The sequence below is a fragment of the Vibrio sp. 1731 genome, assembly GCF_033339955.1.
In the GTDB taxonomy this organism is placed as follows: Bacteria; Pseudomonadota; Gammaproteobacteria; order Enterobacterales; family Vibrionaceae; genus Vibrio; species Vibrio alginolyticus.
In genome coordinates, this window is sequence record NZ_JAWOVO010000013.1 from 103,401 (window position 1) to 125,193 (window position 21,793).

Below are 21,793 nucleotides of genomic sequence, written 5' to 3' on the forward strand. Positions count from 1 at the left end.
CTCGAACGCTAACTTGCTATGGTAACGTTAAGAGGACAGAAAATAATGAATAATGGCCAAAATGGAATTGAGTAAATAAAGTGACAAACTCTGATTACAGCGAATGGAAAAATGGCGCCGCACTGATCGTTAAGGAGTGGCAGCATGAAAGGAGCGACTTCAACCATTTGGATCAACGGCCACATAATTGGCACAGTCATCATCGAGGCCAGTTACTGTGTATAGATGAAGGGCTAATTCAGGTCAAAACCGATGAAGGAACGTGGATACTACCACCTCACCGAGCTGGTTGGATCCCCCCGGGTGCGATGCACAGTGTTTATTTTTGTGGTTCTCTGAAAGGTCGTTCATTACTGTTTACTCCAGAGAGTTGTGAGCGGTTTCCAATGAGACCTTGCGTGATCCAAATGAGCGATGTGTTGAAAGCCCTATCGGTTAGAGCATCGATATGGAGTAAAACAGACGATCTATCCATACAGTCTTTACGTATTCTTGCCGTAATATCCGATGAAATCGTCAATAGCCCTCATGAGTCACTCCACATCCCACTGCCCAGTGATCCGAGACTGCAAAAAGTTACTCAAGCAATTTTAATAGACCCAAACAGCAAGCATTCTGTGGAGCATTGGGCCAATATCGGGGCAGTCTCATCTCGGACGTTAAGACGATTGATTCGAAGTGAGTTAAACATGAGTTTTAGTGAATGGCGGCAACAAGTACTGCTAATACATTCATTAGAAATGATAGCTCGAGGGGAATCGGTGGGAGATATTGCACATGCTTTAGGTTATTCGACGCCCAGTAACTTTATTGCGATGTTTCGTCGGGTCTATGGCGATTCACCCACGCGTTACTTTTCTAATCGCGGAATATAATTTCCGTGCTCGCATGCTCATGATGTTCCCCTAATTATCTTTAATCAAAAAAGGTAAATATTGAAAAGATTAATTGTTATGTTATAACATTCCTTTGTTTGGGGCTCTACAATTTGTTGTTTAAAGAATTGATCTCACAACCAGTAGTCTCCTATTGAGAGAGAGTAAACGTTGATTTCTTCACAAGCGCTGTCTGACTTGACTCTACATGGGGTGGGACTGTGTCAATATGTCCGTGAACTAGAGCGAAATCGTAACGATTACTAGGTCTCATAGCCCTAGAAAATCAACGTTATTAAAACCTTTACCTGACCTTTTTAACGCTTGGGAGGAAGATATATGAGCATTGATGTAGTTGAGAACCCGCTTCGTGTCCAAACAACATCATCGTTGGCGATATCGACATCAGCGAACATACTTAGCGACATCTACAAACCAGAGCACAATATTGCCATATGGCAGCGAACGCTCTCGAAAGAGTTGACGAAGGACATTAATCTGATGCTGGCTCAGGAGCCTAGATTGGCACTGGTACAAAGTGTCACGCCAGATGATGCTGCACAATGGGTACGAAGCAAGTTAGAGGGCTATGCGTGTGCTGATGCGCTGAGTGAAGATGTTGCTTTAATCGTCGATATGTTCTGCTGTTTGTTTGAGGTTAAAGAAGCAGGTTTGAGACTAACTCGCCTAGACAGCCCGATGTGCCCGAAATTTCACTTTGATCGTGTGCCTTGCAGACTTGTCATAACTTATACCGGCCGAGCGACCGAATGGTTAACCAACGATACCATTGATCGCACTAAACTCGGTGCCGGTAGTCTTGGTCAACCTGATCACCTATCGGGATTATACGACTCTGAAAGTGCAATACGACGAATGCAGCCTGGCGATGTTGCCCTGCTCAAAGGAAGTGGTTGGGAAGGCAATGAAGCCACTGGAGTTATACATCGCTCTCCACATGTTACAGACAATGAACGTCGCTTACTACTCACATTGGATTTCATCTAGAGATATGAGAAAGCTCAAAACGGTAGATGACGTCATGAAGCAGGTAGAGAAAATCTGCCTGCTGCGAGGTAAACAACTCACTACTAAACGGAAATTGATACTGACTTCACTGCTATATGCGGAGAAGCCGCTTTCTGCCTACGAACTAGTTGACTACTGCAATCACAACTTTTCTCAAAACATTCAAGCGATGTCGGTTTATCGAATACTAGATTTCCTTGAAGCAGAGCACTTTGTCCATAAGCTCAATACATCTAGTAAATACGTCGTTTGTTCTCAAATCGCGTGCGATCAGGAGCATGGCGTTCCACAGTTTTTGATTTGCTCTCAGTGTGGAAAGGTTAGTGAAATAGCGGTTGAAGCCAATGTTATTTCTAGCGTATGTGCGAAAGCCATACAAGAAGGCTTCACTGTTCTTAGCCCACAATTTGAGATTTCCTGTGTTTGCGATGAATGCGCAAAGCGCCCGCTATGAGGCGGACACACGATTTCCCCTTATAGCTTCACAAGGTGACCGAGTATTGGCCACCTTTTCAAATTATCTAAAGAATGAATTATGTCAGCAACATTGATTAAAAACGCTCGGGTGGTCAACGAAAGAGCCATTACCGAAACAGATTTACGTATTGTTGATCAAAGAATTGACAAGATTGCTACTAATATATCCGTACAACACGGAGATATTGTAATTGATGCTAAAGGGGCTTATTTACTGCCAGGCATGATTGACGATCAAGTGCATTTCCGAGAGCCAGGGCTGACACATAAAGGCACAATTGCAAGTGAGTCGCGGGCAGCGGTGGCCGGCGGTATTACAAGCTACATGGAAATGCCCAATGTTAGTCCGGCTACAACGACTATTGACTCGTTAGAGCGCAAGTTCGCTCTCGCTAAAGAAAGCTCGTTTGCGAATTATTCTTTCTACCTCGGTGCAACCGAAGACAATCTTGAACAGATTAAACAACTTAACCCCAAACAACATTGTGGTGTGAAAGTATTTATGGGGGCATCAACAGGAAATTTGTTAGTCGAAGATCCGCAAGCGTTGGGGTCAATTTTTCGTGACTCTCCAGTACTCATTGTTACTCATTGTGAAAGTGGGACTGTTATTAAACAAAACCAGCAAAAGCAAAGGCTTAAGAAGCCAGGTTTCACTATCGAAGACCATCCCATTTTGCGTGACGAAGAGGCCTGTTACGCTTCATCTTCTTATGCGGTAGAACTTGCCAAAAAGTATCACAGCCAACTGCATGTGCTGCACATCACAACGGCGAAGGAGCTAGCACTTTTTGACGAGGGAGACATTCGAGATAAATCAATCACCGCGGAGGCTTGTGTTCACCATCTTTGGTTCAGCAACAAAGATTATGGCGCTCTTGGTAATTTGATCAAATGTAATCCTTCAATCAAGTTTCCTAGTGACCGCGATGCGTTGTTAAAAGCGTTAAATACGGGGCAAATAGATATCATTGCAACAGATCACGCTCCTCACACTTGGCAAGAAAAACAAGTGCCTTACGAGCAGGCTCCAGCCGGACTGCCGTTAGTTCAGCATGCGTTACTTACTCTCTTCGAGCATGTCCGTTTAGGTCATATGAGTTTGACTCAAGTAGTCGAAAAAACTGCGCACAACCCGGCCATTCGCTATGGCATTCAAGGCCGAGGTTTTATTCGTGAAGGTTACTACGCCGATTTGGTGTTGGTTGATGCTCATACCCCAACACGAGTTAGCAACGAAAACAGTTTATATCACTGTGGTTGGTCGCCTTTTGCTGGACATGAATTTTCAGCTCAAATTCAAAAGACTTGGGTTAATGGCGCGCTAGTTTATGCCAATAACAAAGTCATCGATAAACCAGCTGGAGCGATGCGTTTATCCTTCAATCGTTAAGTCGCTGACCGCAAAGAAAGAGCCATAAACAAACTGGAAGCATTATGTTAAGAAGAAACCCAACGGGCCATATGCCACAGGTGTCCTCAACAGCCTTTATCGATCCAACCGCTATTATCTGTGGCAAAGTCATTATTGAGGATAACGTTTTTATTGGACCCTATGCTGTTATTCGAGCTGACGAAGTTAATAACCATGGAGACATGGAAGCTATCGTCATCAAACGTGACACCAATATCCAAGATGGTGTCGTAATTCACTCTAAGGCAGGGGCTGCGGTGACCATTGGTGAGCGCTCATCCATTGCTCATCGTTCGATTATTCATGGTCCTTGCCAGGTTTGTGATGATGTTTTCATTGGCTTCAACTCCGTCGTGTTCAATAGCGTCATCGGTGAGAGGTGTGTTATTCGTCATAACTGTGTCGTCGATGGCCTCGATTTACCCGCTTATTTCCATGTACCACCGATGACCAATATTGGTGTCGGTTTTGATTTAGAGAGTATCTCTAAAGTGCCGCCAGAATATTCAGCTTTTTCCGAATCCGTCGTTTCTGCCAACCATGAACTAGTCCAAGGCTACCGGAGAATTGCCAATGAACTTTAATAAGCCACTGATTTCGCGAGTGCCGACTAACATCATCACTGGCTTTCTCGGGGTGGGGAAAACATCGGCAATAATGCACTTATTGACCCATAAACCGAGTCATGAACGTTGGGCTGTATTGGTCAATGAATTTGGCGAAGTTGGTATTGATGGCAGCTTGTTACAAGGCCAAAAAAAACAACAAGACCAAGTGTTTATTCGAGAGGTCCCCGGGGGATGTATGTGCTGTGCAGCAGGTCTTCCGATGCAAATCGCCTTAAATCAATTATTGTCTGAAGCAAGGCCAGATCGATTGTTGATTGAGCCTACAGGCCTTGGTCATCCTAAAGAAGTACTGCAAGTGCTATCGACCGAGTATTATCGTCAAATTCTCGCTTTGCAAAAAAACATTACTTTAGTCGATGCACGTAAACTATCGGATCCTAAGTACACTGAGCATGAAACGTTTAACCAGCAAATCACTATCGCAGATACAGTGGTAGGTAATAAGCGCGATCTCTATCAAGATGAAGATGAGCAAAAGCTGACGGCTTATATAGCAAAGCTCGGTCTGCGGGAAACAAAAGTGATTTTCGCTGAACATGGCGCTATCCCTTTTCATGAATGTGAGGGAGCGACTCGTATTGACGTGCAAAAAACGCCCTCTGTTCTTTATCGTGAAAGAGAGAAAAAGTCACTTGTTCCTGAGTTGCCTATGCCTGAGAGCGGCATTCTAAAAGCAACCAATCAGGGGGAAGGTTTCTACAGTATCGGTTGGCGTATATCCGCTGAAAACGTGTTCGATCATCAAAAGCTGAGATTATTGCTGCTCGACCTCAAGGTCGAACGAATGAAAGCGGTTTTTATCACGGGAAGCGGTATTTTTGGTTACAATCTAACATCAGATGGACTCACAGAATTTGAACTAGACGAGTGTTCAGAAAGCCGCCTAGAACTGATCTCTTCCGGTCTAGATGACCAATTTGAAGATAGATTATTTCGATGTTTGGAGAAGGCATCATGATAGAAAAGAGAAAACTCTCCTTTTAACCATAATGTCTTACCTCCTTAAAATTCTAGTGGGGTTTCTTTTAAAGCTGAGCTTAGGGCACTTATGCTGCCGTATTAGGGTGGGGTTAGTACCCGTATTTTCTGCCTATGCGGTTCAGGCACAGTTTTATTCATGGGGTGAGGTATCCACGTTACACGTGGCCTAATTACTTGCTTTAAGTTACACGGAAGAAACACGTCTTTTTTTAGCGAGGGCCATTGCTATATTTGCGGTACTGTAGGCGCTCTCATTGATAAAGTGCGGGTAAATTTCCCCTTTGCCATTCCAATGGATATCATAACCAGCGAAAGTCGCTAATAAAGGTGCTCCTGGTTTGACCGCCTCAAAATCTCTGCCACAAATAGTAGGGTGTACTAGTGCTTGCCGCATACCCTCTTGATCAAGTGGAACCCTGATTTCTTCGGTGTAAAAAAACGCCTCATAATCGCTCAGTAAGCCTATTTGGTTGAGGTTGTGCTTTTCAACATAGTCCAATACTGCGGTAAGCATCTGTTTCATCAACTCCAACGTACTGTACTCTAGCGCACCATGTGCTTGCGCCCCGACCTCAATCATTATTCCATATTGCCCAGCAGTACAAAGGTAAGGTTGCTCTTGCCATTCTTTTCGCTCTTCGAAAAGGACATGTGCTGATGGCATTCGTTGTTTGACGTACGCGCCCAGTTTCCGATAAAACACATCGTTAGAAAGCAAAATCAACGTCGCTCCCATATTGCTTGTTGTATTGTGCAGGTCAACAATCAACAGTTTTTCTTGGTTTGCATATTTCTCGATAAATTGATGTGCAATCTTGCTTTCATGCAAATCAGGACAATGATTGCTATTCATTGCTGAGAACTCGCGATTTAAGTCTGTATCGATGTATCGGACGTTGTGTTTTACTGCTTCGGAGTTTGCGATGATCGAGCAGGCTGAAAAGGTTGATCTATTGACAGAGTAACGTTTTTCTTTGATTAGTTTATGTAAATAAATACTAGAAAGTTCGTTTCCGTGTGTTCCTGCAACGATAAGTGCTGAATTGAATGTGTTCATTATTGAGCCTTCTCAAAGAGAATGGGTTGAATGACTGGTCTTCTCTTAGCCAATCCAGTGAACTGAATAAACGTTTCTAAACTGAGTAAAAATAATTCTAGATATGTTATAACATAACAATCGTTGTTATTGATACTTAGTTTCTCATGAGTCAGTTTAAATTTATTGCTTTAATCGTTGCTGTGTTTTGTTTTTCGGTCGCTTTGCTTCTACCTACAGAGGATGAGCCAAATCAAGATAGTCACAGCACTCAACTGAATCAAAGCAGTGATTCGTCACCACCTCCATCATCAAAGATAGTGGTTCCCTCAGATAGCAGTTTGACTCCGTTGCCTAAACCTAAACCTAAACCTAAACAAATACACTACATAGTTAAAGTGGGAGATACGCTCAGTGGTATCTTCGCTCAATTGGGTCTCCCTTACGGTATTTTGCAGCAAATTCTCTCAGTTGATCTTGATCACCTCCAGCTAGATATGATTAAGCCCGGAGAAGAGCTTGAATTAGTGATGGATGACATGGGGCAATTGAGTCGACTAATTTATCATATGAGCCTTGTAGAGAAGGCTATCTACACTAGAGAAAACGATGGCTCCTTCTCTTACGAATTTCAGGAAATTTCAGGGGAATGGCGTGAAACCTTATTTTCGGGAGAAATCAAAGGGAGTTTTTCAGTCTCGGCACATCGAGTTGGATTGACATCAGGCCACGTCGCAAATATTACGCAGGTGATGAAAGATAAGATTGATTTTGCGCGATCTCTTAGAGCCGGTGACCGTTTCGATATATTAGTGAAACAGCAATATTTAGGTGAACACAAAACTGGCAATAGTGAGATTAAGGCTATTTCTTTTAACTTAGCGAAGGGCGAAGTCGCTGCATTTCTAGCCGAGGATGGATGGTTCTATGATAGAGCTGGTAACAGTTTGGAGCGAGCGTTTAACCGTTATCCTGTCGATAGGGCATACCGCCGAATCACCTCTGGGTTTAACCCTAAGCGTAAACACCCAGTGACGGGAAGAGTCACCCCGCATAACGGAACGGATTTCGCGACACCAATCGGTGCGCCAGTTTATTCTACTGGGGATGGAAAAGTAATTGCGGTCCGCAAGCACCCTTATGCCGGTAATTATTTAGTGATTGAACATAACAGTGTGTACAAAACTCGTTACCTACACTTGAATAAAATCTTGGTTAAAAAAGGTCAAGTTATAAAGCGTGGGCAAAAAATAGCCCTCTCTGGGAATACTGGTCGTTCAACCGGACCACATTTACATTTTGAAGTTTTAGTTCGTAATCGTCCGGTTGATGCAATGAAAGCCGACTTACCTATCGCGAAGTCGCTTCCTAACATCCAGAAACCTTCATTTTTGGCGCGAGTATCAGAGTTTGATTATCTAGTAGAAACGAAAAACTGAGTCCCGACAATTTGTTAGGGCTCAGTTATGCTATTTTGTGTTGTGAGGTTGGAGCAATAGGTGAGTCTCAATATGTGTTCCTAGAAGAATAATGACTGCGATTTTTTCTTTTACGTGCGTCCACATCCGCAACATCGGACGCTTTGCAACAACCTCCGCCTTTGATCGGCCTACGTGAAAATATCACACCAATTGCGAGCATCGCAATACAACTTAGGAAAATAAGAACGGTAAGAACTAAAGTCATAACACCACCTCCTATAAATCGCTGTATTGTCATCTTTCTCCAATTTTATAAACAAAGCAATGGTCGTTTTGTAACCACTTATTATTTTTATCAATAGTCAGACCTTTGCTGGTGATGAAACGTGATGAGAAACGAAGGAGAGTTCTGAGAAATCAGCCCCTGTGATCTTTACCGATTCTTAAGTTTTGCGTCTAAGACAGCAATTGGATTCCTTCTATAACTCACTAAGTTGTTATGTTATAACATGCGCTCATCCAGAGTTTGTAGGTCAAAAGTATGCCATCAATTCCAGTCACCATTTTGCATGGGTTTCTCGGGTCCGGGAAAACCACGTTTTTACGCAACATTCTTCAACAAGCCGATTCTTCTGGTATTGATCTGTCCGTTATTGTTAATGACATGAGTGAGTTAGACGTCGATGGCGTGCTTATCTTAAATACCGATGCGGTGAGTGAAGAGCAGGGCAACTTTGTTACGATCAGTGGAGACAGCATCAGCAGCCTGAGTGGTGTAAAGCAGCTCGATAAAGCCCTTAAAAAGCTCTGCGCAGAAAAATCGCCAGAATGGGTTGTGATTGAAACGTCGGGCAGTAGTCATCCTTTACCTTTGGTCGAGTACTTCAAAAGTAACGCACAATTCGCACTCAAAGACGTAATTACGTTGGTGGATGCGACTTGGTTGCGAGATGACTATCGACAAGGTTCTGCCTTAATCCCTAAGTGGCAGGAGAACGTGCAGCAGGGTGTTCGCGGCGTTGAAAACTTGTTGGTAGAGCAAATCATGTTCTCAAACCGTATCATGCTCACCAAGACGGACAAAGTGGACGACAATACCGTTCGCAACATCGCGCAGGCGATTCACCCGCTTAACGTTTACACCGAGATAATCAAAACGTCGTGGGGAAACTTGGATATCCGCATGTTGAAAGGTGAGCAAGACTACAATTTCTTCCTTGTTGAGCAGTTAATCGCAGAACTTCGTGAGACGGTGAATGAGCCGTTGAATCTCTCTGATAAAGACGAACAAAGCCTTGTCGCGAAAGTGATCAAAGATGATCGACCTTTTCATCCTGCGCGTTTGTGGAATACCTGCCACCAGTATTTAACTAAAGGTGTGTTCCGCAGTAAAGGGTTCTTTTGGTTTCCAACTCGAGACGATGTTTCACTGCTTTGGAGCCAAGCGAATGGCAATGTGGGGCTTGAAATTACAGGCTTTTGGCGCGCTTCGGTAATCAATGACGAATCGCAAAACTTCACTGAGGAACATCGTCAAATCCTGCAAGATAAGATAGACAGTGTTGAAAGCCGCTTTGGTGATCGTCGTTGTCGCTTAACGGTGATTGGGCAGGAAAACGAAGTCGATGCGTTTATTGATGCGCTGGAAAACTGCTTTTTAACGGAAGGGGAATTGGAGCAATGGCAACAAGGGGCAACATTTGAAGATCCTTGGCCAAAGAAAATAGCTAAGTTGAGCCAGAAGAAGACGGTTTGAATGCGCTGGTGAGGATTCCCTCGCTGCATGCTTGAATCTCAGCTTGTTCCAAGACGGACTTGCTGCGTTGGTTCTATATAACAAAATTGGCTCAGTGTAACTAAAAAGCCTCCCGAATGGTGGGAGGCTTTTTTGAATCTCAGTCGTTTACTGTTCCCATTCAGGGAAAGGGTCTTCCAGAGATAACCAATAGTCGAGCCCTTGCTCCATCTCATCTTCTGTTAACAAGCATTCGTTAAGACGAGCAATCAATTTCTCTTGCTCTAATCCCTGACCAATAAACACCAATTCTTGTCGCATATCGCCGTATGGTTCTTGCCAAATGTCGTTTATAGCGTCGAGGTAATCTTGATCCGTCGGCCATTCCTCCTTCGGAATCGCTTTCCAAAACATACCCGCAACACCATAACGTGCGATGCCTCCCGCTTGGCTCCATTGACCGACAAACTCAGGTCTGGTCGCTAGCCAAAAGTAACCCTTGGAACGAATCAGTTTGCCGTAATCTTTCGCATTGTGGAGGAAGTCATAAAACTTCTTTGGATGGAAAGGGCGTCTCGCATGATAGGCAAAGCTGGAAATGCCGTATTCTTCGGTTTCAGGTATGTGTTCGCCTCGTATTTCCTTCAACCAACCTGGGGCTTGTTGTGCCTTTTCAAAACTGAAGCTTTGTGTGTCGAGTACCGCATCAAGTTCTACTTCACCATTCGAGATAGGAAGAATAGTGGCCGATGTATTAAGAGTTTTAAGAATCGCAAGAAGCCTTTCGATTTCTGATTTCTCAGCAAGGTCGGTTTTACTTATCAAGATAACGTCAGCGAACTCTACTTGATCAACGAGTAAGTCAGCAACGCTGCGTTCATCGTCTTCACCTAATGATTCGGCTGTCTCTGTTAAGAACTTAGCTTCATCGTAATCACGCAGAAAGTTAATCGCATCAACCACCGTAACCATGGTGTCTAAACGTGCAACGTCTGAAAGTGATAGCCCGTTTTCATCAGCAAACGTAAAAGTCTCTGCAACGGGAAGTGGCTCGGCGATGCCAGTGGACTCGATAACTAAGTAATCGAGTCTGCCTTCTTGCGCGAGTTTAGTGACTTCTTCAAGCAGATCTTCACGCAGGGTACAACAGATGCAACCGTTACTCATTTCAACCAACTTTTCTTCACTGTGGTTGAGAGAAACTTCATTCTGAACGGTCGCTGCATCGATGTTGACTTCGCTCATGTCGTTGACGATGACCGCGACTTTTCTGCCTTGTCTATTGTTAAGAATATGACTTAAAACGGTTGTTTTTCCTGCGCCTAGAAAGCCGGACAAAACCGTAACAGGGAGTTTCTGGGTGTTCATGCTCATGCTCTTTATAGTGTAATGTTATAATATAACAATTAATATAGTCGGTGATCTTAACTCTGGCATCAAGCAGTTTGTGACTGTGTCGAGTGCTGCACCTTGTTGGTGCATTCATTCGTCGTTAAGTTATACAGATTCAGATGTACGGAATTTAGAGAGCGAACTCTTATCTCGGTGTGGAGGTTCTATGAACGAAGAGAAAAAGCATGTCATGACAGAAGAAGAAATTCTTGCAGCGCCCGAGGCGGATTATATGAATGAAGCTCAGCTCGCATTTTTTGAAAACCGATTATTTGAGCGTTATGAATCGACGTTAGCGCATATTGAACGCGCGAAAGAAGAGATGATTGCGCCAATGGAATTCAGTGACGAAAGCGATAGGGCGTCCAGTGAGGAGCAATCTGCAATCGCATTAAGAATCATAGATAGAGAGCAAAAGTTGTTACCTAAGATTCAACAATCGTTGGCTCGCTTGCGCACAGGGGAGTATGGCTATTGTTTAGAGTCCGGAGAACCTATCGGCATTCCAAGGTTATTGGCACGACCTACTGCTGAATATAGTGCAGAAGTAAAAGCTCAAATGGAGTCAAAAGAGCACTGGTATAAACACTAAAGCCTCACTATCTTATGACGTCGATATTCTTCTCGTTCACTTGTTTTTTTTGATGTTCTCTGAGAAGTCTAAAGCGATGGCGACTACCGTTAGGTATGGTAGTCATTACCTTTGAGATATTAATAGTTATCGATAGGATAGAAGTAAGTTCTGTATTGTAAATAACGCACCATTTTTGTTTTTCTGAATGAGCTCTCGCTATGTTAGCGTCAAACATTTTCTCTGCTACTTCAAGCTGATCTTCTATCCTTAAAGCTAAATTGGTACTGGAGAAGTAGCATGATTGACTTTGTGGCAACTTTTATCTTTTTCTTTGCTGTCATCGATCCCATAGGTACTGTGCCCGTTTTTATCGCAGCCACAAAAAGCTATGAAGAAGTGGCAAAGCGTAAGGTCGCTCTGTTTGCGACTCTATTCTCCGCTGCTATCCTACTGTTTTTTGTTGTTGCTGGTGAAATCATACTTACAGCAATGCGTATTCCCTTGTCTGCGTTTCAAATCTCGGGCGGTATCGTATTGTTCTTGTTTGCTTTGACTATGATATTTGGTGAGAGTAAACCAGCAGAAGAAATCAGAACGCTCAATAGTCATCATGATACAGCAGTTTTTCCTCTAGCCATTCCATCAATTGCTAGCCCTGGCGCAATATTAGCCGCCGTTTTACTCACAGAGAACGTGCGGTTTAATATTTGGGAGCAAGTCCAGACCGTGGCTATGATGCTGCTGGTACTATTGGTTGTTTATATCTTGCTATTAATGGCCAGCGGCATACACAGGATTATTGGGAATACAGGAGCTAGTGCTGTAAGTCGGATCATGGGGTTGATATTAGCCGCTGTGGCCACGACCAACACTCTGAATGGGATTGAAAGTTACTTTGACCTTTAAGGCTTTTTCGCAAACTGAGCTGAAGGTATACGTTAAGAGCTAATTTTACGGCGAGATGACCGACCACCTGACAATCACTTTTCTGGCTGTTACTTCTAGCCGGATGTAATCCTTCAGGCTACTCGTGACGACCTTGTTTAAGAGGACCACGGAAAAGTTGAAAGTAAAATGCATAGATGTTGAGGGTATATATCAGATGGGGGAACTGGAGCAACACTTGCCCCCATTGAGCTGTGCCAATACTCAAAGATTAGCTGCTAGAAAACAATATCGATAATTTCTCCGCCTAGGCACTACTCTATACTCTTGTAGTCTCGCAGTATATAGAGCCTAGCATGGAGGAATTTATTAGCTTCCAACGTGCTAAGACAAGACTTTTTCATGCCTTGAGAGTATCTGAAAATTCGGGAGGCTGAGAAGTTTATTCAGTATGGCTCTTATTGGGCAGTTTATGGATCAGCCAGTAACCAAGACTCATACTAAGAACTACAGCCGCAATTCCAATCAGGTACATTGAAGACAAGGTTTCAAAGTCTATAATAATGACCTTTCGGGAGATTGCCATCAGCGCGGTGGCCATGACGATTTTTACATGAATAACATTTTCTCTCAGGTAAATAGTTATATTGATGAAAATTTCAATAGCAATTAAAACGGCCATAAAAGCACCAAAAGTGGCTAGCATATCTGAAATCGTCAGAATGAGTTTAGGTGGCGTGATAAGTTTTTGATATATCGTCCATGCAACATCTATCACACCCATGACGATTACAAACAACATAACTATCGACAATACTCTTACAGACCAATGAATCACTATCTGTAATTTTTTTGTTAACTTATCATTTTTATCGACTTCCATGGCCCTGTTTCCTTCGCTTGTTTATGTTCACTTAACCTTCATATGTTGAAGCTAGACAATTGAATACATGTCGTTTAAAGCATAGTTGCTGTGGTGAGAGATAGAAGCGTCCGAGGGAAGGAAGTTATGAAACTTAGGAGTGGGCACAATGTTGGACACATAATGTAATCTCTGGTGTCATGCGTTATTACCTCATTACCTCATTACCTCATTACCTCATTACCTCATTGCCTCATTTCTGATCGTGACGAGTCGACTGGTGAGGTGGTGATTCATCACCTTCACGGCAAACTGAATGAGCGGATACTACAACGTATTGATACTGGGCAAATCGATGCGCTTGTTGCTGGTTCCTCCGTGCGCTATTAATAGAAATACAAGCGAATAAGGAGTGGGTAATCGCTCAAAAGTCGGGTGGAAAAGCGGTAAAACGGCGAAAATTATTGGAACTAAGTCAAGGCCCTTTTTTTAAATGAAAAGGCTTATTGATCTGAACACACCACTTCTCCATATAAGTATATCCACAAATACAAACCTCAAATTGGCGATAAAGAGCTTTAATATTGATAAATATATAAACAACTTGGGTGCTGAAGAAATTTCAGTATACTGCGCTTAGGTTACACTGGAGAAAAAATCGCCGTATTCCCAGCGGGGTCCTTTGATAAGAAATAGAAATCGCGTTTGAATATGCAACCAAACGATTTTGCCGCTTGCAGTTTATTCGGTATACAAATAATAAACCTTTGACTAATCCGAAGGTCGGTCAAATGAGAGAAAGTCATGTTTTTTAATAAGTCGCTTCAACAAGAAAATCAACGATTAAAGCAGGAGTTGCAAATCCTGCAGCAAATCCAAACCAGTTTAGATGAAGAGATGATCCGCTTAACATTGGATAGTAAAGGCCTCATTACTTCTGCAAATACCAAACTACAGCAAGAACTTTTCTTACATGATGATGAGATCTTAACGAAATCAATTACTGAATTGGTACCGTCAAATTCGCGCAATACAGACCACTTTCATCGAATGAAGAAAGCCGTCCAAGATAAAGTGTTCTGGAATGGGGCATTGCAAGTACGGAAAGGTAATGGTGAGGAAGCCTGGTTAAGAACGATTATCCAGCCTGTTTTAAATGAGCGCAGAGAAGTAGAAAGCTTTTTTGTTTTTGCTTCTGAACTTACGCGAACGATCAAATCATCCCGTGAGCAAGAGGACATGCTAAATGCATTAAGTCGTTCTATGGCGGTGATTGAGTTCACATTAGATGGCCATGTTTTAAAAGCCAACGATAATTTCCTAAACACAATGGGTTATACGCTTGATCAGATTCTAGGGAAGCATCATCGCATGTTTTGTGATCAGGGAGAGTCGAGCTCTCAAGCTTACCGTGAGTTTTGGCAACGTTTAGCAAAAGGGCAATTTTCATCAGAGCGATTCAAACGAGTTAACCGTTATGGTGAAGAGGTGTGGTTAGAGGCTTCATATAACCCTATCCATAACGACAGAGGAGAGCTCTACAAGGTCGTTAAGTTCGCGACAGATATTACCCAGCAGGTGATGCAGGAACAGAAAATGGCCCAGGCTGCGCAATTGGCGAACGAAATCTCCCAAGAAACTGGAACACAAACCCTGCAAGGGCAAGAGGTTATAGGCTCAACGTTAGAAAAGATGCAGATACTTTCCGAGCAAATGCAGCAAGCGAACACCGCGATTGACGAGCTTAAAGCGCACTCATCGCGTATTAGCGAGTTGGTAAATAGCATCAGTGGTATCGCTGACCAAACTAACTTATTGGCGTTAAATGCGGCGATAGAAGCGGCTCGTGCGGGTGAGCATGGTAGAGGTTTTGCCGTTGTTGCTGATGAAGTCAGACAGCTTGCTACAAGAACCAATGCAACCACCGATGAAATTGTCACAATGGTCAGTGAAAACCTACAGCGAACAGATAACGCCGTTAAGCTGATCGCTAAATGCCAAAAAGAAGCACTAGATACGCTAGAGCTCTCTGAAAAAGCAGGCAATGTGATGAATGAAATACAAGATGGCGCTAGCCGTGTTGTAGAGGCCGTGGAGCAATTTAACCGCTCGTTGTAGTTAATCAATAAGTTTTCATTGTAGGGGCGATGGGTAAAAAGCAATTCGCCTTATTCAACCTGTATTGAGGAGCGCTGAAGTCGCAATACTACTCCTGCCGCAGTCAAGTTAAGCGTTTTGAAGGGGAGGTAGTTCGACACCTGGTACAGGTTTTAGCCAGTTTGCTTGCTGTATAGAATGCTAAAGTAATTTAGTATGCGAAAAGGCTTGCCTTAAGACTTTGCCTGCATTTAATGTATCTAGCAGCAGAACTTCAATCTGCGTGACAACAATACAGGAGAGGATCGGGCTTTCACTTTTTCGCTCGACACAAACCCCTTTCAAATTTACACAATAGTGCAGTAAAACTCTCTTGCTGCGCTATTGTGTGTTCCATATTTTGTGAGTACTTATGTTTAACTCAGAACGCAAAGCGACGGTTATTCTGGTTGCGACGACGATGATCGCTGCACTTGGCTGGATATTCTCTAAGGAAACAATACAGGGTTTACCACCTTTTGGCTTTATTGGGGCGCGATTTACTATCGCTTCGCTCTGCTTACTGCCTCTATGTTACCGACCTTTGCTGAAAGCAAACTTAAAAGATGTGCTTTCTGCTGGTGGTGTCGGGCTCCTGTTAGGCAGTGCCGTTATGACATGGATTTACGCTATTTCTATCAGTGATACTCTTGGGGAAGGCGCATTTATCATGAGCCTTTCCATGCTGTTTGTGCCGATTGTTGCATGGGTTATGTTTCGTCAACGACCACAACGAATTTTCTGGCTTTCTTTGCCTATCGCTGTATTAGGTCTTGCTTGTCTTTCTTTAGTTGGTGGCTGGAAACAATCGGCCAGTCAATTGTGGTTTCTTGGTGCAGCACTGGTTTTGGCGCTTCATTTTAATGTGAACAGCAAATACTCTCAAAAACTACCTGTGCTGCTGCTTACTTGCGTGCAACTTTTTTCAGCAGGTTGCTTAGGTTTGTTGGTTTCATTTTTTATGGAATCTTTCCCGGCTGAGGTGGACTCCTCTATTTGGTGGTGGTTTGCGTTGAGTACCTTATTAGCGACGAGCTTGCGTTACGTAATGCAAACCATGGGGCAAAAATTTGTTCAGGCAGGTAACGCTGCTCTAATTATGATATTAGAACCAGTTTGGACGGTTATTCTGAGCGTGCTGTGGTATGGCGAAGTGCTAACGGCAAATAAACTAGTAGGTTGTGTGCTTATCTTATTTTCTCTAATTATTTATCGTACTGGCGGGCGGTTTCGCTTTCCTACTCGAAAGTAGAGCAAATTAACTTGGGTTGGGAGAATTTGAGGTGCCGGATGGCCTTCTACGAAAGTGATAATACGCGGTTACGCAATGCTAATGACACTTTTGATGTAGGCTGCCGACCCAGCTCTTCGCTGATCATCCAGCCAGCTTTAGCCAGTAGCTCTAAGTCGATCCCCGTTTCTATTCCTAACCCTTGGCATAAATACAGTACATCCTCCGTTGCGACATTTCCTGATGCGCCATGAGCGTATGGGCATCCACCCAGCCCAGCTACACTACTGTCGATGGTATTGATGCCCATACTCAATGCCTGATAAATGTTGGTGAGAGCTTGTCCCCATGTGTCGTGGAAATGGACAGCAAGCTGGCGAAGAGGTGCAACCAACATGACGGCTTCCAGCATAGCAGCGATACGGTTTGGCGTGCCTGTACCGATTGTGTCGCCTAGAGACACCTCATAACACCCTAAATCGATGAGTGATTTGACCACGCTCGCCACTTGTTTAGGGGCTGTCGGGCCATCGTAAGGGCAGTCGGCAACGCAGGATAGATAGCCACGAACAGGGATGCCGTGTTTGGTGGCTAATCGCATTACAGGTTCGAAGCGAGTTAGGCTTTCTGCAATCGAGCAATTGATATTGTGTTGGCAGAATCCTTCTGATGATGAAGTGAAAATCGCGACCTGATTGGCACCAGCCTCCAAGGCTTGTTCGAAGCCTTTTAGGTTTGGTGTCAGGGCAGAATAAGTAACATGATTTCGCCTTGTTATTGCTTTCATGACCTCTGTTGAGTCCGCCATTTGTGGCACCCATTTGGGCGAAACAAAAGAGCCCGCCTCAATATGCGTTAACCCAGTATCAGAGAGTAAGTTGATCAGCCGGATTTTAGTCTGGGTCGCAACAGGAGGTTCATTTTGCAACCCATCTCTAGGACCTACTTCGACAATCTTTACTTTGGAAGGTAGCATTACTTGTCCTGTGACTTGGTGACCCAACTTGGGCTACGTTTTTCAAGAAACGCTTGCAGCCCATCTTGACCTTGGGGTGATACTCTAATGTCCGCAATGAGCTTGCTAGTATAGTGAATCAGTTGTTGATCGATGGGGTTTTGATGACATTGATGGCAGAGCGTTTTCGCTTTACGCATCGCATCTGGGCTATTCAGTAGCAACGTCTTGATTACGCTATCGACCGCATTTTCAAGCTGTTTGGCTTCTTTCACTTCGTGCACAATACCAAACCGTTCGGCATCTTCGGCTGAAATGACTTCACCACTTAAGATATAGCGTCTAGCTTGTCTATTCCCCATCGCGCGCATGACGTAAGGCGCAATGGTCGCTGGAACTAAACCAAGCTTAACTTCACTTAAGCAAAAGTTGGCACTTTGGCTTGCGATGGCGATATCACTACAACAAATCAACCCTAAAGCACCACCATAAGCGGAACCTTGAACAACTGCGATGGTGGGTTGAGGGAACGAATCTAATGTTTCCATGAGTCTTGCCAAGTTTTGGGCATCAACGAAGTTATCTTGCCTCGTGCTGTCGGCCATCGACTGCATCCAATTCAAATCGGCCCCGGATGAAAAGTGCTTGCCGTTACTTCTTAATACCAAGCACCGCACATCCGTTCGTAAAGCGAGATAATCTAGGCGGTGGATCAGCAAGTCGATCGTACAAGCGTCAAAAGCATTGTGTTTAGCTGTTCTGTTTAGGGTAATGGTCGCTACGCCATTATCATCGACATGCCAAAGAACATCATCTTGCCTTTGGGCGTTGGGAATAATGCTTGGTTGCATTTCCTGCATACTAACTTCCTTAATTCATCTTTGGATGTTTACATTCTGAAGACGCCAAACTCGCTATCAGGAATGGGGGCATTTAATGCTGCCATTAACGCTTGACTCAACACCTGACGCGTTTTTTTAGGGTCAATAATTCCGTCATCCCATAGCCGAGCACTCGCAAAATAGGGATGTCCTTGTGTTTCATACAAGCCTATGATCGATTCTCTAAAAATGTGCTCTTCTTGCTCTGACCACTCTTCCCCCTGACGTTCCTTCGCGTCTTTTCGAACTTGTGTTAAAACGCCTGCTGCTTGTTCTCCGCCCATAACAGAAATACGCGCGTTCGGCCACATCCACATCATGGTTGGATCATACGCTCGGCCGCACATGCCGTAATTACCAGCGCCGTACGATCCACCGATGATCACGGTAAACTTCGGCACGTCAGCACAAGCGACGGCCATCACTAGCTTGGCGCCATGTTTTGCGATGCCTTCTTCTTCAACCTTTTTTCCGACCATAAAGCCGGTAATGTTTTGGAGAAAGAGAAGCGGTGTTTTCCGTTTGGCGCACAGCTCAATAAAGTGCGCGCCTTTTTGTGCCGATTCAGAAAACAAGATACCGTTGTTTGCCACAATACCAATCAAGTGTCCTTGAATACGAGCGAAGCCACACACTAGCGTTCTGCCGTACAAGGCTTTGAATTCGTCGAAATCAGAATCATCGACGATGCGGGCAATAATTTCTCGAACGTCGAATGACAGTCGTAAGTTGGCATTCACAATTCCGTAGATTTCTTCTGCGTCGTAGCGGGGAGGAAGCACGGTGTTTTCTGGCTTAACAGGTCTTGTTCTATTGGCATTGGCAATGGCTTCTCTCGCAAGCATTAGGGCATGTTCATCATTTTCAGCGTAATAATCTGCGACACCAGATTTTCGACAATGCACGTCTGCACCGCCGAGCTCTTCACCCGTCACGACTTCGCCAGTGGCCGCTTTCACCAAAGGTGGCCCCGCCAAAAAAATGGTGCCTTGCTCTTTAACCATAATGGACACATCCGCCATGGCAGGAACGTACGCGCCCCCAGCAGTGCAAAGCCCCATCACAACAGCAACTTGGGGGATGCCTTTCGCCGACATTCTCGCTTGGTTAAAGAAAATGCGACCAAAGTGTTCTTTATCGGGGAAGACGTCGGACTGATGAGGGAGATTTGCGCCACCGGAGTCCACCAAGTACACGCAGGGGAGTTGGCAACGTTGGGCAATCTCTTGCGCTCTAAGGTGTTTTTTTACCGTGAGTGGGTAGTAGGTTCCGCCTTTTACCGAAGCATCGTTGGCGATGACCATGCATTGAATCCCCTCTATGATACCAATGCCGGCGATAACGCCAGCGCAGGGGATCGCTTCGTCATACACTTGCCAGGCGGCAAACTGGCTGATTTCAAGAAAGTCAGTGTTGTCATCAAGCAAGCGCGCGATGCGTTCTCGTGCGGGGAGTTTTCCTTTTTGCCTCTGGTGCTGAATGGCTTTTTCACCGCCGCCCTGTTTGATGGTCTCGATGTGTTGATTAAGTTGAGTGACCAACGTTTCCATCGCAGCTTTATTGGAAAGAAATAACTCGTCAGTTGGCTTAGTTTTACTTTTGATAATGGCCATAATGACTTCCTTGTCGTATGTTCCGTTAGCGAGATTCTTCGAACAACTCTCGGCCTATTAACATGCGGCGAATCTCTGAGGTACCCGCGCCGATTTCATAAAGCTTTGCATCACGTAGCAAACGACCAGCAGGGTATTCATTGATGTAGCCATTCCCACCGAGCAGTTGTATTGCATCGAGTGCCATTTGTGTGGCGAGCTCTGCACTGTACAAAATCGCTCCTGCCGCATCTTTGCGTGTTGCGTTACCTCGATCACAAGCCGCTGCGACGGTATATACATACGCTTTTGCTGCACTCATTCGAGAGTACATATCGGCGATCTTGCCCTGAACTAACTGAAACTCGCCAATGGATTTTCCAAACTGCTCTCGTTCATGTACGTACGGGACCACAATGTCCATGCAAGCTTGCATTATCCCGAGTGGTCCGGCAGCGAGGACGACGCGCTCGTAATCCAGCCCACTCATTAACACCTCGACGCCTTTATTCAACTCGCCAAGAATATTCTCTTTTGGCACTACGCAATGGTTAAATACAAGTTCGCAAGTATTCGAGCCTCTCATGCCTAGCTTGTCCAGCTTTTGAGCATGAGTGAAACCTGCGAAGTTACGTTCAATAATGAATGCGGTAATGCCACGTGAACCTGCGCTGACATCCGTTTTAGCGTAAAGCACCACTACGTCAGCATCGGGCCCGTTTGTTATCCACATTTTGTTGCCATTCAGTACAAAATGGTCGCCCTTGTTCTCCGCTTTCAGTTGCATGCTTATCACGTCTGAACCGGCATTGGGCTCACTCATCGCTAGGGCGCCAACGTGCGTACCATCAATGAGTTTTGGAAGGTATTTTTCGCGTTGAGAAGGCGTGCCGTTACGAAAGATTTGGTTGACGCACAGGTTAGAATGAGCGCCGTAGCTTAGAGCGACAGACGCAGAGGCACGGCTGATTTCTTCCATGGCAACAACATGAGCGAGGTATCCCATGCCTGCACCACCAAGCTCTTCATCGACGGTCACACCAAGCAACCCCATTTCTCCCAACAAAGGCCATAAATGATTCGGGAACTGGTTATCGCGGTCTATCGCAGCGGCGATGGGCGCAATATGTTCCGTAGCAAAGGCATTAACGTGTTCTCGGAGCATATCGATGGTATCACCAAGTCCGAAATTGAGTGGGGTATAGGTGCTTTTCATAACGTCTCCCGGTATCAGAGGTAAGGTGGAAAAGCCGATAGCGGTGTTGCTAATTGAGTATAGCGTTTATGTCTGCTTGCTTTTGAGTGTTTGAATACAACGCTCCTTAGCGGCATTCAACTCAGCCATAACGACGCTGATGTCGTTGAGTTGTTGTTGTAGGACAGCTTGTTTCTCTTCAATGATATTGAGCATTTTCAACAACTGTCCTTCGGTTTGTTGCATGTCGTAGAGCTCGAAAAGTTCACGAATTTCTGCCAACGAAAAACCGAGTCGTTTCCCTCTTAAAATCAGTTTGAGGCGAATTCTATCCCTGCGTTGATAAACGCGCATATTGCCTTTTCGCTCTGGTTCAATCAGACCCACGTCTTCATAAAACCGGATACTGCGAGTAGTAATATCAAACTCCTTGGCGAGGTCACTGATCTTGTATTTTTCCATAACATACTTACCTCGAATAAAAATCCAGTTT

21 protein-coding genes and 2 pseudogenes are annotated in these 21,793 nt (G+C 44.4%); 14 read left to right on the forward strand and 9 right to left on the reverse strand.

Going from position 1 to position 21,793, the window contains the following annotated elements:
- The first annotated feature begins 80 nt into the window (after positions 1-80).
- The 6 genes from R7035_RS15800 to R7035_RS15825 all read left to right on the forward strand — a co-directional run bounded on the left by R7035_RS15800 (position 81) and on the right by R7035_RS15825 (position 5,382).
- Positions 81-875, forward strand: coding sequence for an AraC family transcriptional regulator (locus R7035_RS15800; RefSeq protein ID WP_132936370.1), 795 nt, complete (start codon positions 81-83; stop codon positions 873-875).
- Between the two features lie 339 nt (positions 876-1,214).
- Positions 1,215-1,883 (forward strand): DUF1826 domain-containing protein, encoded by a 669-nt coding sequence (locus R7035_RS15805; protein WP_132936371.1) that lies wholly within the window; start codon positions 1,215-1,217, stop codon positions 1,881-1,883.
- A 4-nt stretch (positions 1,884-1,887) separates the two neighbouring features.
- Positions 1,888-2,358, forward strand: a complete 471-nt coding sequence (locus tag R7035_RS15810) for a Fur family transcriptional regulator (protein WP_025767649.1) — start codon at positions 1,888-1,890, stop codon at positions 2,356-2,358.
- Positions 2,359-2,439: 81 nt separating this feature from the next.
- A complete protein-coding gene (locus tag R7035_RS15815; RefSeq protein ID WP_318146194.1) occupies positions 2,440-3,774 on the forward strand; it encodes a dihydroorotase in 1,335 nt (444 codons plus the stop codon).
- A gap of 44 nt (positions 3,775-3,818) precedes the next feature.
- Positions 3,819-4,379, forward strand: coding sequence for a carbonate dehydratase (locus R7035_RS15820; RefSeq protein WP_017821071.1), 561 nt, complete (start codon positions 3,819-3,821; stop codon positions 4,377-4,379).
- Complete coding sequence (locus R7035_RS15825) at positions 4,369-5,382, forward strand: CobW family GTP-binding protein (protein WP_021707804.1); 1,014 nt, start codon at positions 4,369-4,371, stop codon at positions 5,380-5,382. Before R7035_RS15820 ends, R7035_RS15825 begins: the two co-directional genes overlap by 11 nt.
- A gap of 207 nt (positions 5,383-5,589) precedes the next feature.
- Here R7035_RS15825 and R7035_RS15830 read toward each other — a convergent pair whose 3' ends face one another.
- On the reverse strand, positions 5,590-6,462 hold the full coding sequence (locus R7035_RS15830) for an aspartoacylase (RefSeq protein ID WP_054574360.1): 873 nt from the start codon (positions 6,460-6,462) through the stop codon (positions 5,590-5,592).
- A 146-nt stretch (positions 6,463-6,608) separates the two neighbouring features.
- Between R7035_RS15830 and R7035_RS15835 the strand changes: the two genes are divergently transcribed.
- Positions 6,609-7,880 (forward strand): peptidoglycan DD-metalloendopeptidase family protein, encoded by a 1,272-nt coding sequence (locus tag R7035_RS15835; RefSeq protein ID WP_213891240.1) that lies wholly within the window; start codon positions 6,609-6,611, stop codon positions 7,878-7,880.
- Between the two features lie 67 nt (positions 7,881-7,947).
- On the opposite strand, the gene R7035_RS15840 is transcribed toward R7035_RS15835, so the two are convergent.
- Positions 7,948-8,127 carry a hypothetical protein gene (locus R7035_RS15840; protein WP_225455671.1) on the reverse strand — a complete coding sequence of 60 codons (180 nt, stop codon included), beginning with the start codon at positions 8,125-8,127 and terminating at the stop codon, positions 7,948-7,950.
- Between the two features lie 276 nt (positions 8,128-8,403).
- Here R7035_RS15840 and R7035_RS15845 point away from each other — a divergent pair, with 276 nt between their 5' ends.
- A complete protein-coding gene (locus R7035_RS15845; protein WP_205391120.1) occupies positions 8,404-9,618 on the forward strand; it encodes a CobW family GTP-binding protein in 1,215 nt (404 codons plus the stop codon).
- A gap of 147 nt (positions 9,619-9,765) precedes the next feature.
- Here the strand turns inward: R7035_RS15845 and zigA are convergent, their stop codons facing one another.
- Positions 9,766-10,965, reverse strand: a complete 1,200-nt coding sequence (zigA, locus tag R7035_RS15850) for a zinc metallochaperone GTPase ZigA (RefSeq protein WP_262651389.1) — start codon at positions 10,963-10,965, stop codon at positions 9,766-9,768.
- A 190-nt stretch (positions 10,966-11,155) separates the two neighbouring features.
- Here zigA and R7035_RS15855 point away from each other — a divergent pair, with 190 nt between their 5' ends.
- Both R7035_RS15855 and R7035_RS15860 read left to right on the forward strand, forming a co-directional pair.
- On the forward strand, positions 11,156-11,581 hold the full coding sequence (locus tag R7035_RS15855; RefSeq protein WP_205391121.1) for a TraR/DksA C4-type zinc finger protein: 426 nt from the start codon (positions 11,156-11,158) through the stop codon (positions 11,579-11,581).
- A 279-nt stretch (positions 11,582-11,860) separates the two neighbouring features.
- Positions 11,861-12,469: a MarC family protein gene (locus tag R7035_RS15860; RefSeq protein ID WP_017635732.1), complete on the forward strand. Its 609-nt coding sequence runs from the start codon at positions 11,861-11,863 to the stop codon at positions 12,467-12,469.
- Positions 12,470-12,890: 421 nt separating this feature from the next.
- On the opposite strand, the gene R7035_RS15865 is transcribed toward R7035_RS15860, so the two are convergent.
- Positions 12,891-13,331 carry a phosphate-starvation-inducible PsiE family protein gene (locus tag R7035_RS15865; RefSeq protein WP_318146195.1) on the reverse strand — a complete coding sequence of 147 codons (441 nt, stop codon included), beginning with the start codon at positions 13,329-13,331 and terminating at the stop codon, positions 12,891-12,893.
- Positions 13,332-13,505: 174 nt separating this feature from the next.
- Here R7035_RS15865 and R7035_RS15870 point away from each other — a divergent pair, with 174 nt between their 5' ends.
- The 4 genes and pseudogenes from R7035_RS15870 to R7035_RS15880 all read left to right on the forward strand — a co-directional run bounded on the left by R7035_RS15870 (position 13,506) and on the right by R7035_RS15880 (position 16,698).
- The gene (locus tag R7035_RS15870) at positions 13,506-13,700 is read left to right on the forward strand and encodes a hypothetical protein (RefSeq protein WP_318146196.1); all 195 of its coding nucleotides are present in this window, start codon (positions 13,506-13,508) and stop codon (positions 13,698-13,700) included.
- 507 nt (positions 13,701-14,207) lie between these two features.
- Positions 14,208-14,894, forward strand: a pseudogene (locus tag R7035_RS26190) (PAS domain-containing protein); the annotation flags it as partial.
- Between the two features lie 180 nt (positions 14,895-15,074).
- A pseudogene (locus R7035_RS26195) lies at positions 15,075-15,428 on the forward strand (methyl-accepting chemotaxis protein); the annotation flags it as partial.
- Positions 15,429-15,819: 391 nt separating this feature from the next.
- Positions 15,820-16,698 carry a DMT family transporter gene (locus tag R7035_RS15880; protein WP_005375761.1) on the forward strand — a complete coding sequence of 293 codons (879 nt, stop codon included), beginning with the start codon at positions 15,820-15,822 and terminating at the stop codon, positions 16,696-16,698.
- A gap of 46 nt (positions 16,699-16,744) precedes the next feature.
- Here the strand turns inward: R7035_RS15880 and R7035_RS15885 are convergent, their stop codons facing one another.
- The 5 genes from R7035_RS15885 to R7035_RS15905 form a co-directional block, all read right to left on the reverse strand.
- Positions 16,745-17,653 (reverse strand): hydroxymethylglutaryl-CoA lyase, encoded by a 909-nt coding sequence (locus R7035_RS15885; RefSeq protein ID WP_213965143.1) that lies wholly within the window; start codon positions 17,651-17,653, stop codon positions 16,745-16,747.
- A complete protein-coding gene (locus tag R7035_RS15890; protein ID WP_042521092.1) occupies positions 17,653-18,492 on the reverse strand; it encodes an enoyl-CoA hydratase-related protein in 840 nt (279 codons plus the stop codon). Before R7035_RS15890 ends, R7035_RS15885 begins: the two co-directional genes overlap by 1 nt.
- A gap of 29 nt (positions 18,493-18,521) precedes the next feature.
- Complete coding sequence (locus R7035_RS15895) at positions 18,522-20,126, reverse strand: carboxyl transferase domain-containing protein (RefSeq protein ID WP_025767660.1); 1,605 nt, start codon at positions 20,124-20,126, stop codon at positions 18,522-18,524.
- Positions 20,127-20,151: 25 nt separating this feature from the next.
- Positions 20,152-21,321, reverse strand: coding sequence for an isovaleryl-CoA dehydrogenase (locus R7035_RS15900; RefSeq protein WP_248525410.1), 1,170 nt, complete (start codon positions 21,319-21,321; stop codon positions 20,152-20,154).
- 66 nt (positions 21,322-21,387) lie between these two features.
- Positions 21,388-21,762, reverse strand: coding sequence for a MerR family transcriptional regulator (locus R7035_RS15905; protein WP_017821195.1), 375 nt, complete (start codon positions 21,760-21,762; stop codon positions 21,388-21,390).
- Between the last annotated feature and the right edge of the window lie 31 nt (positions 21,763-21,793).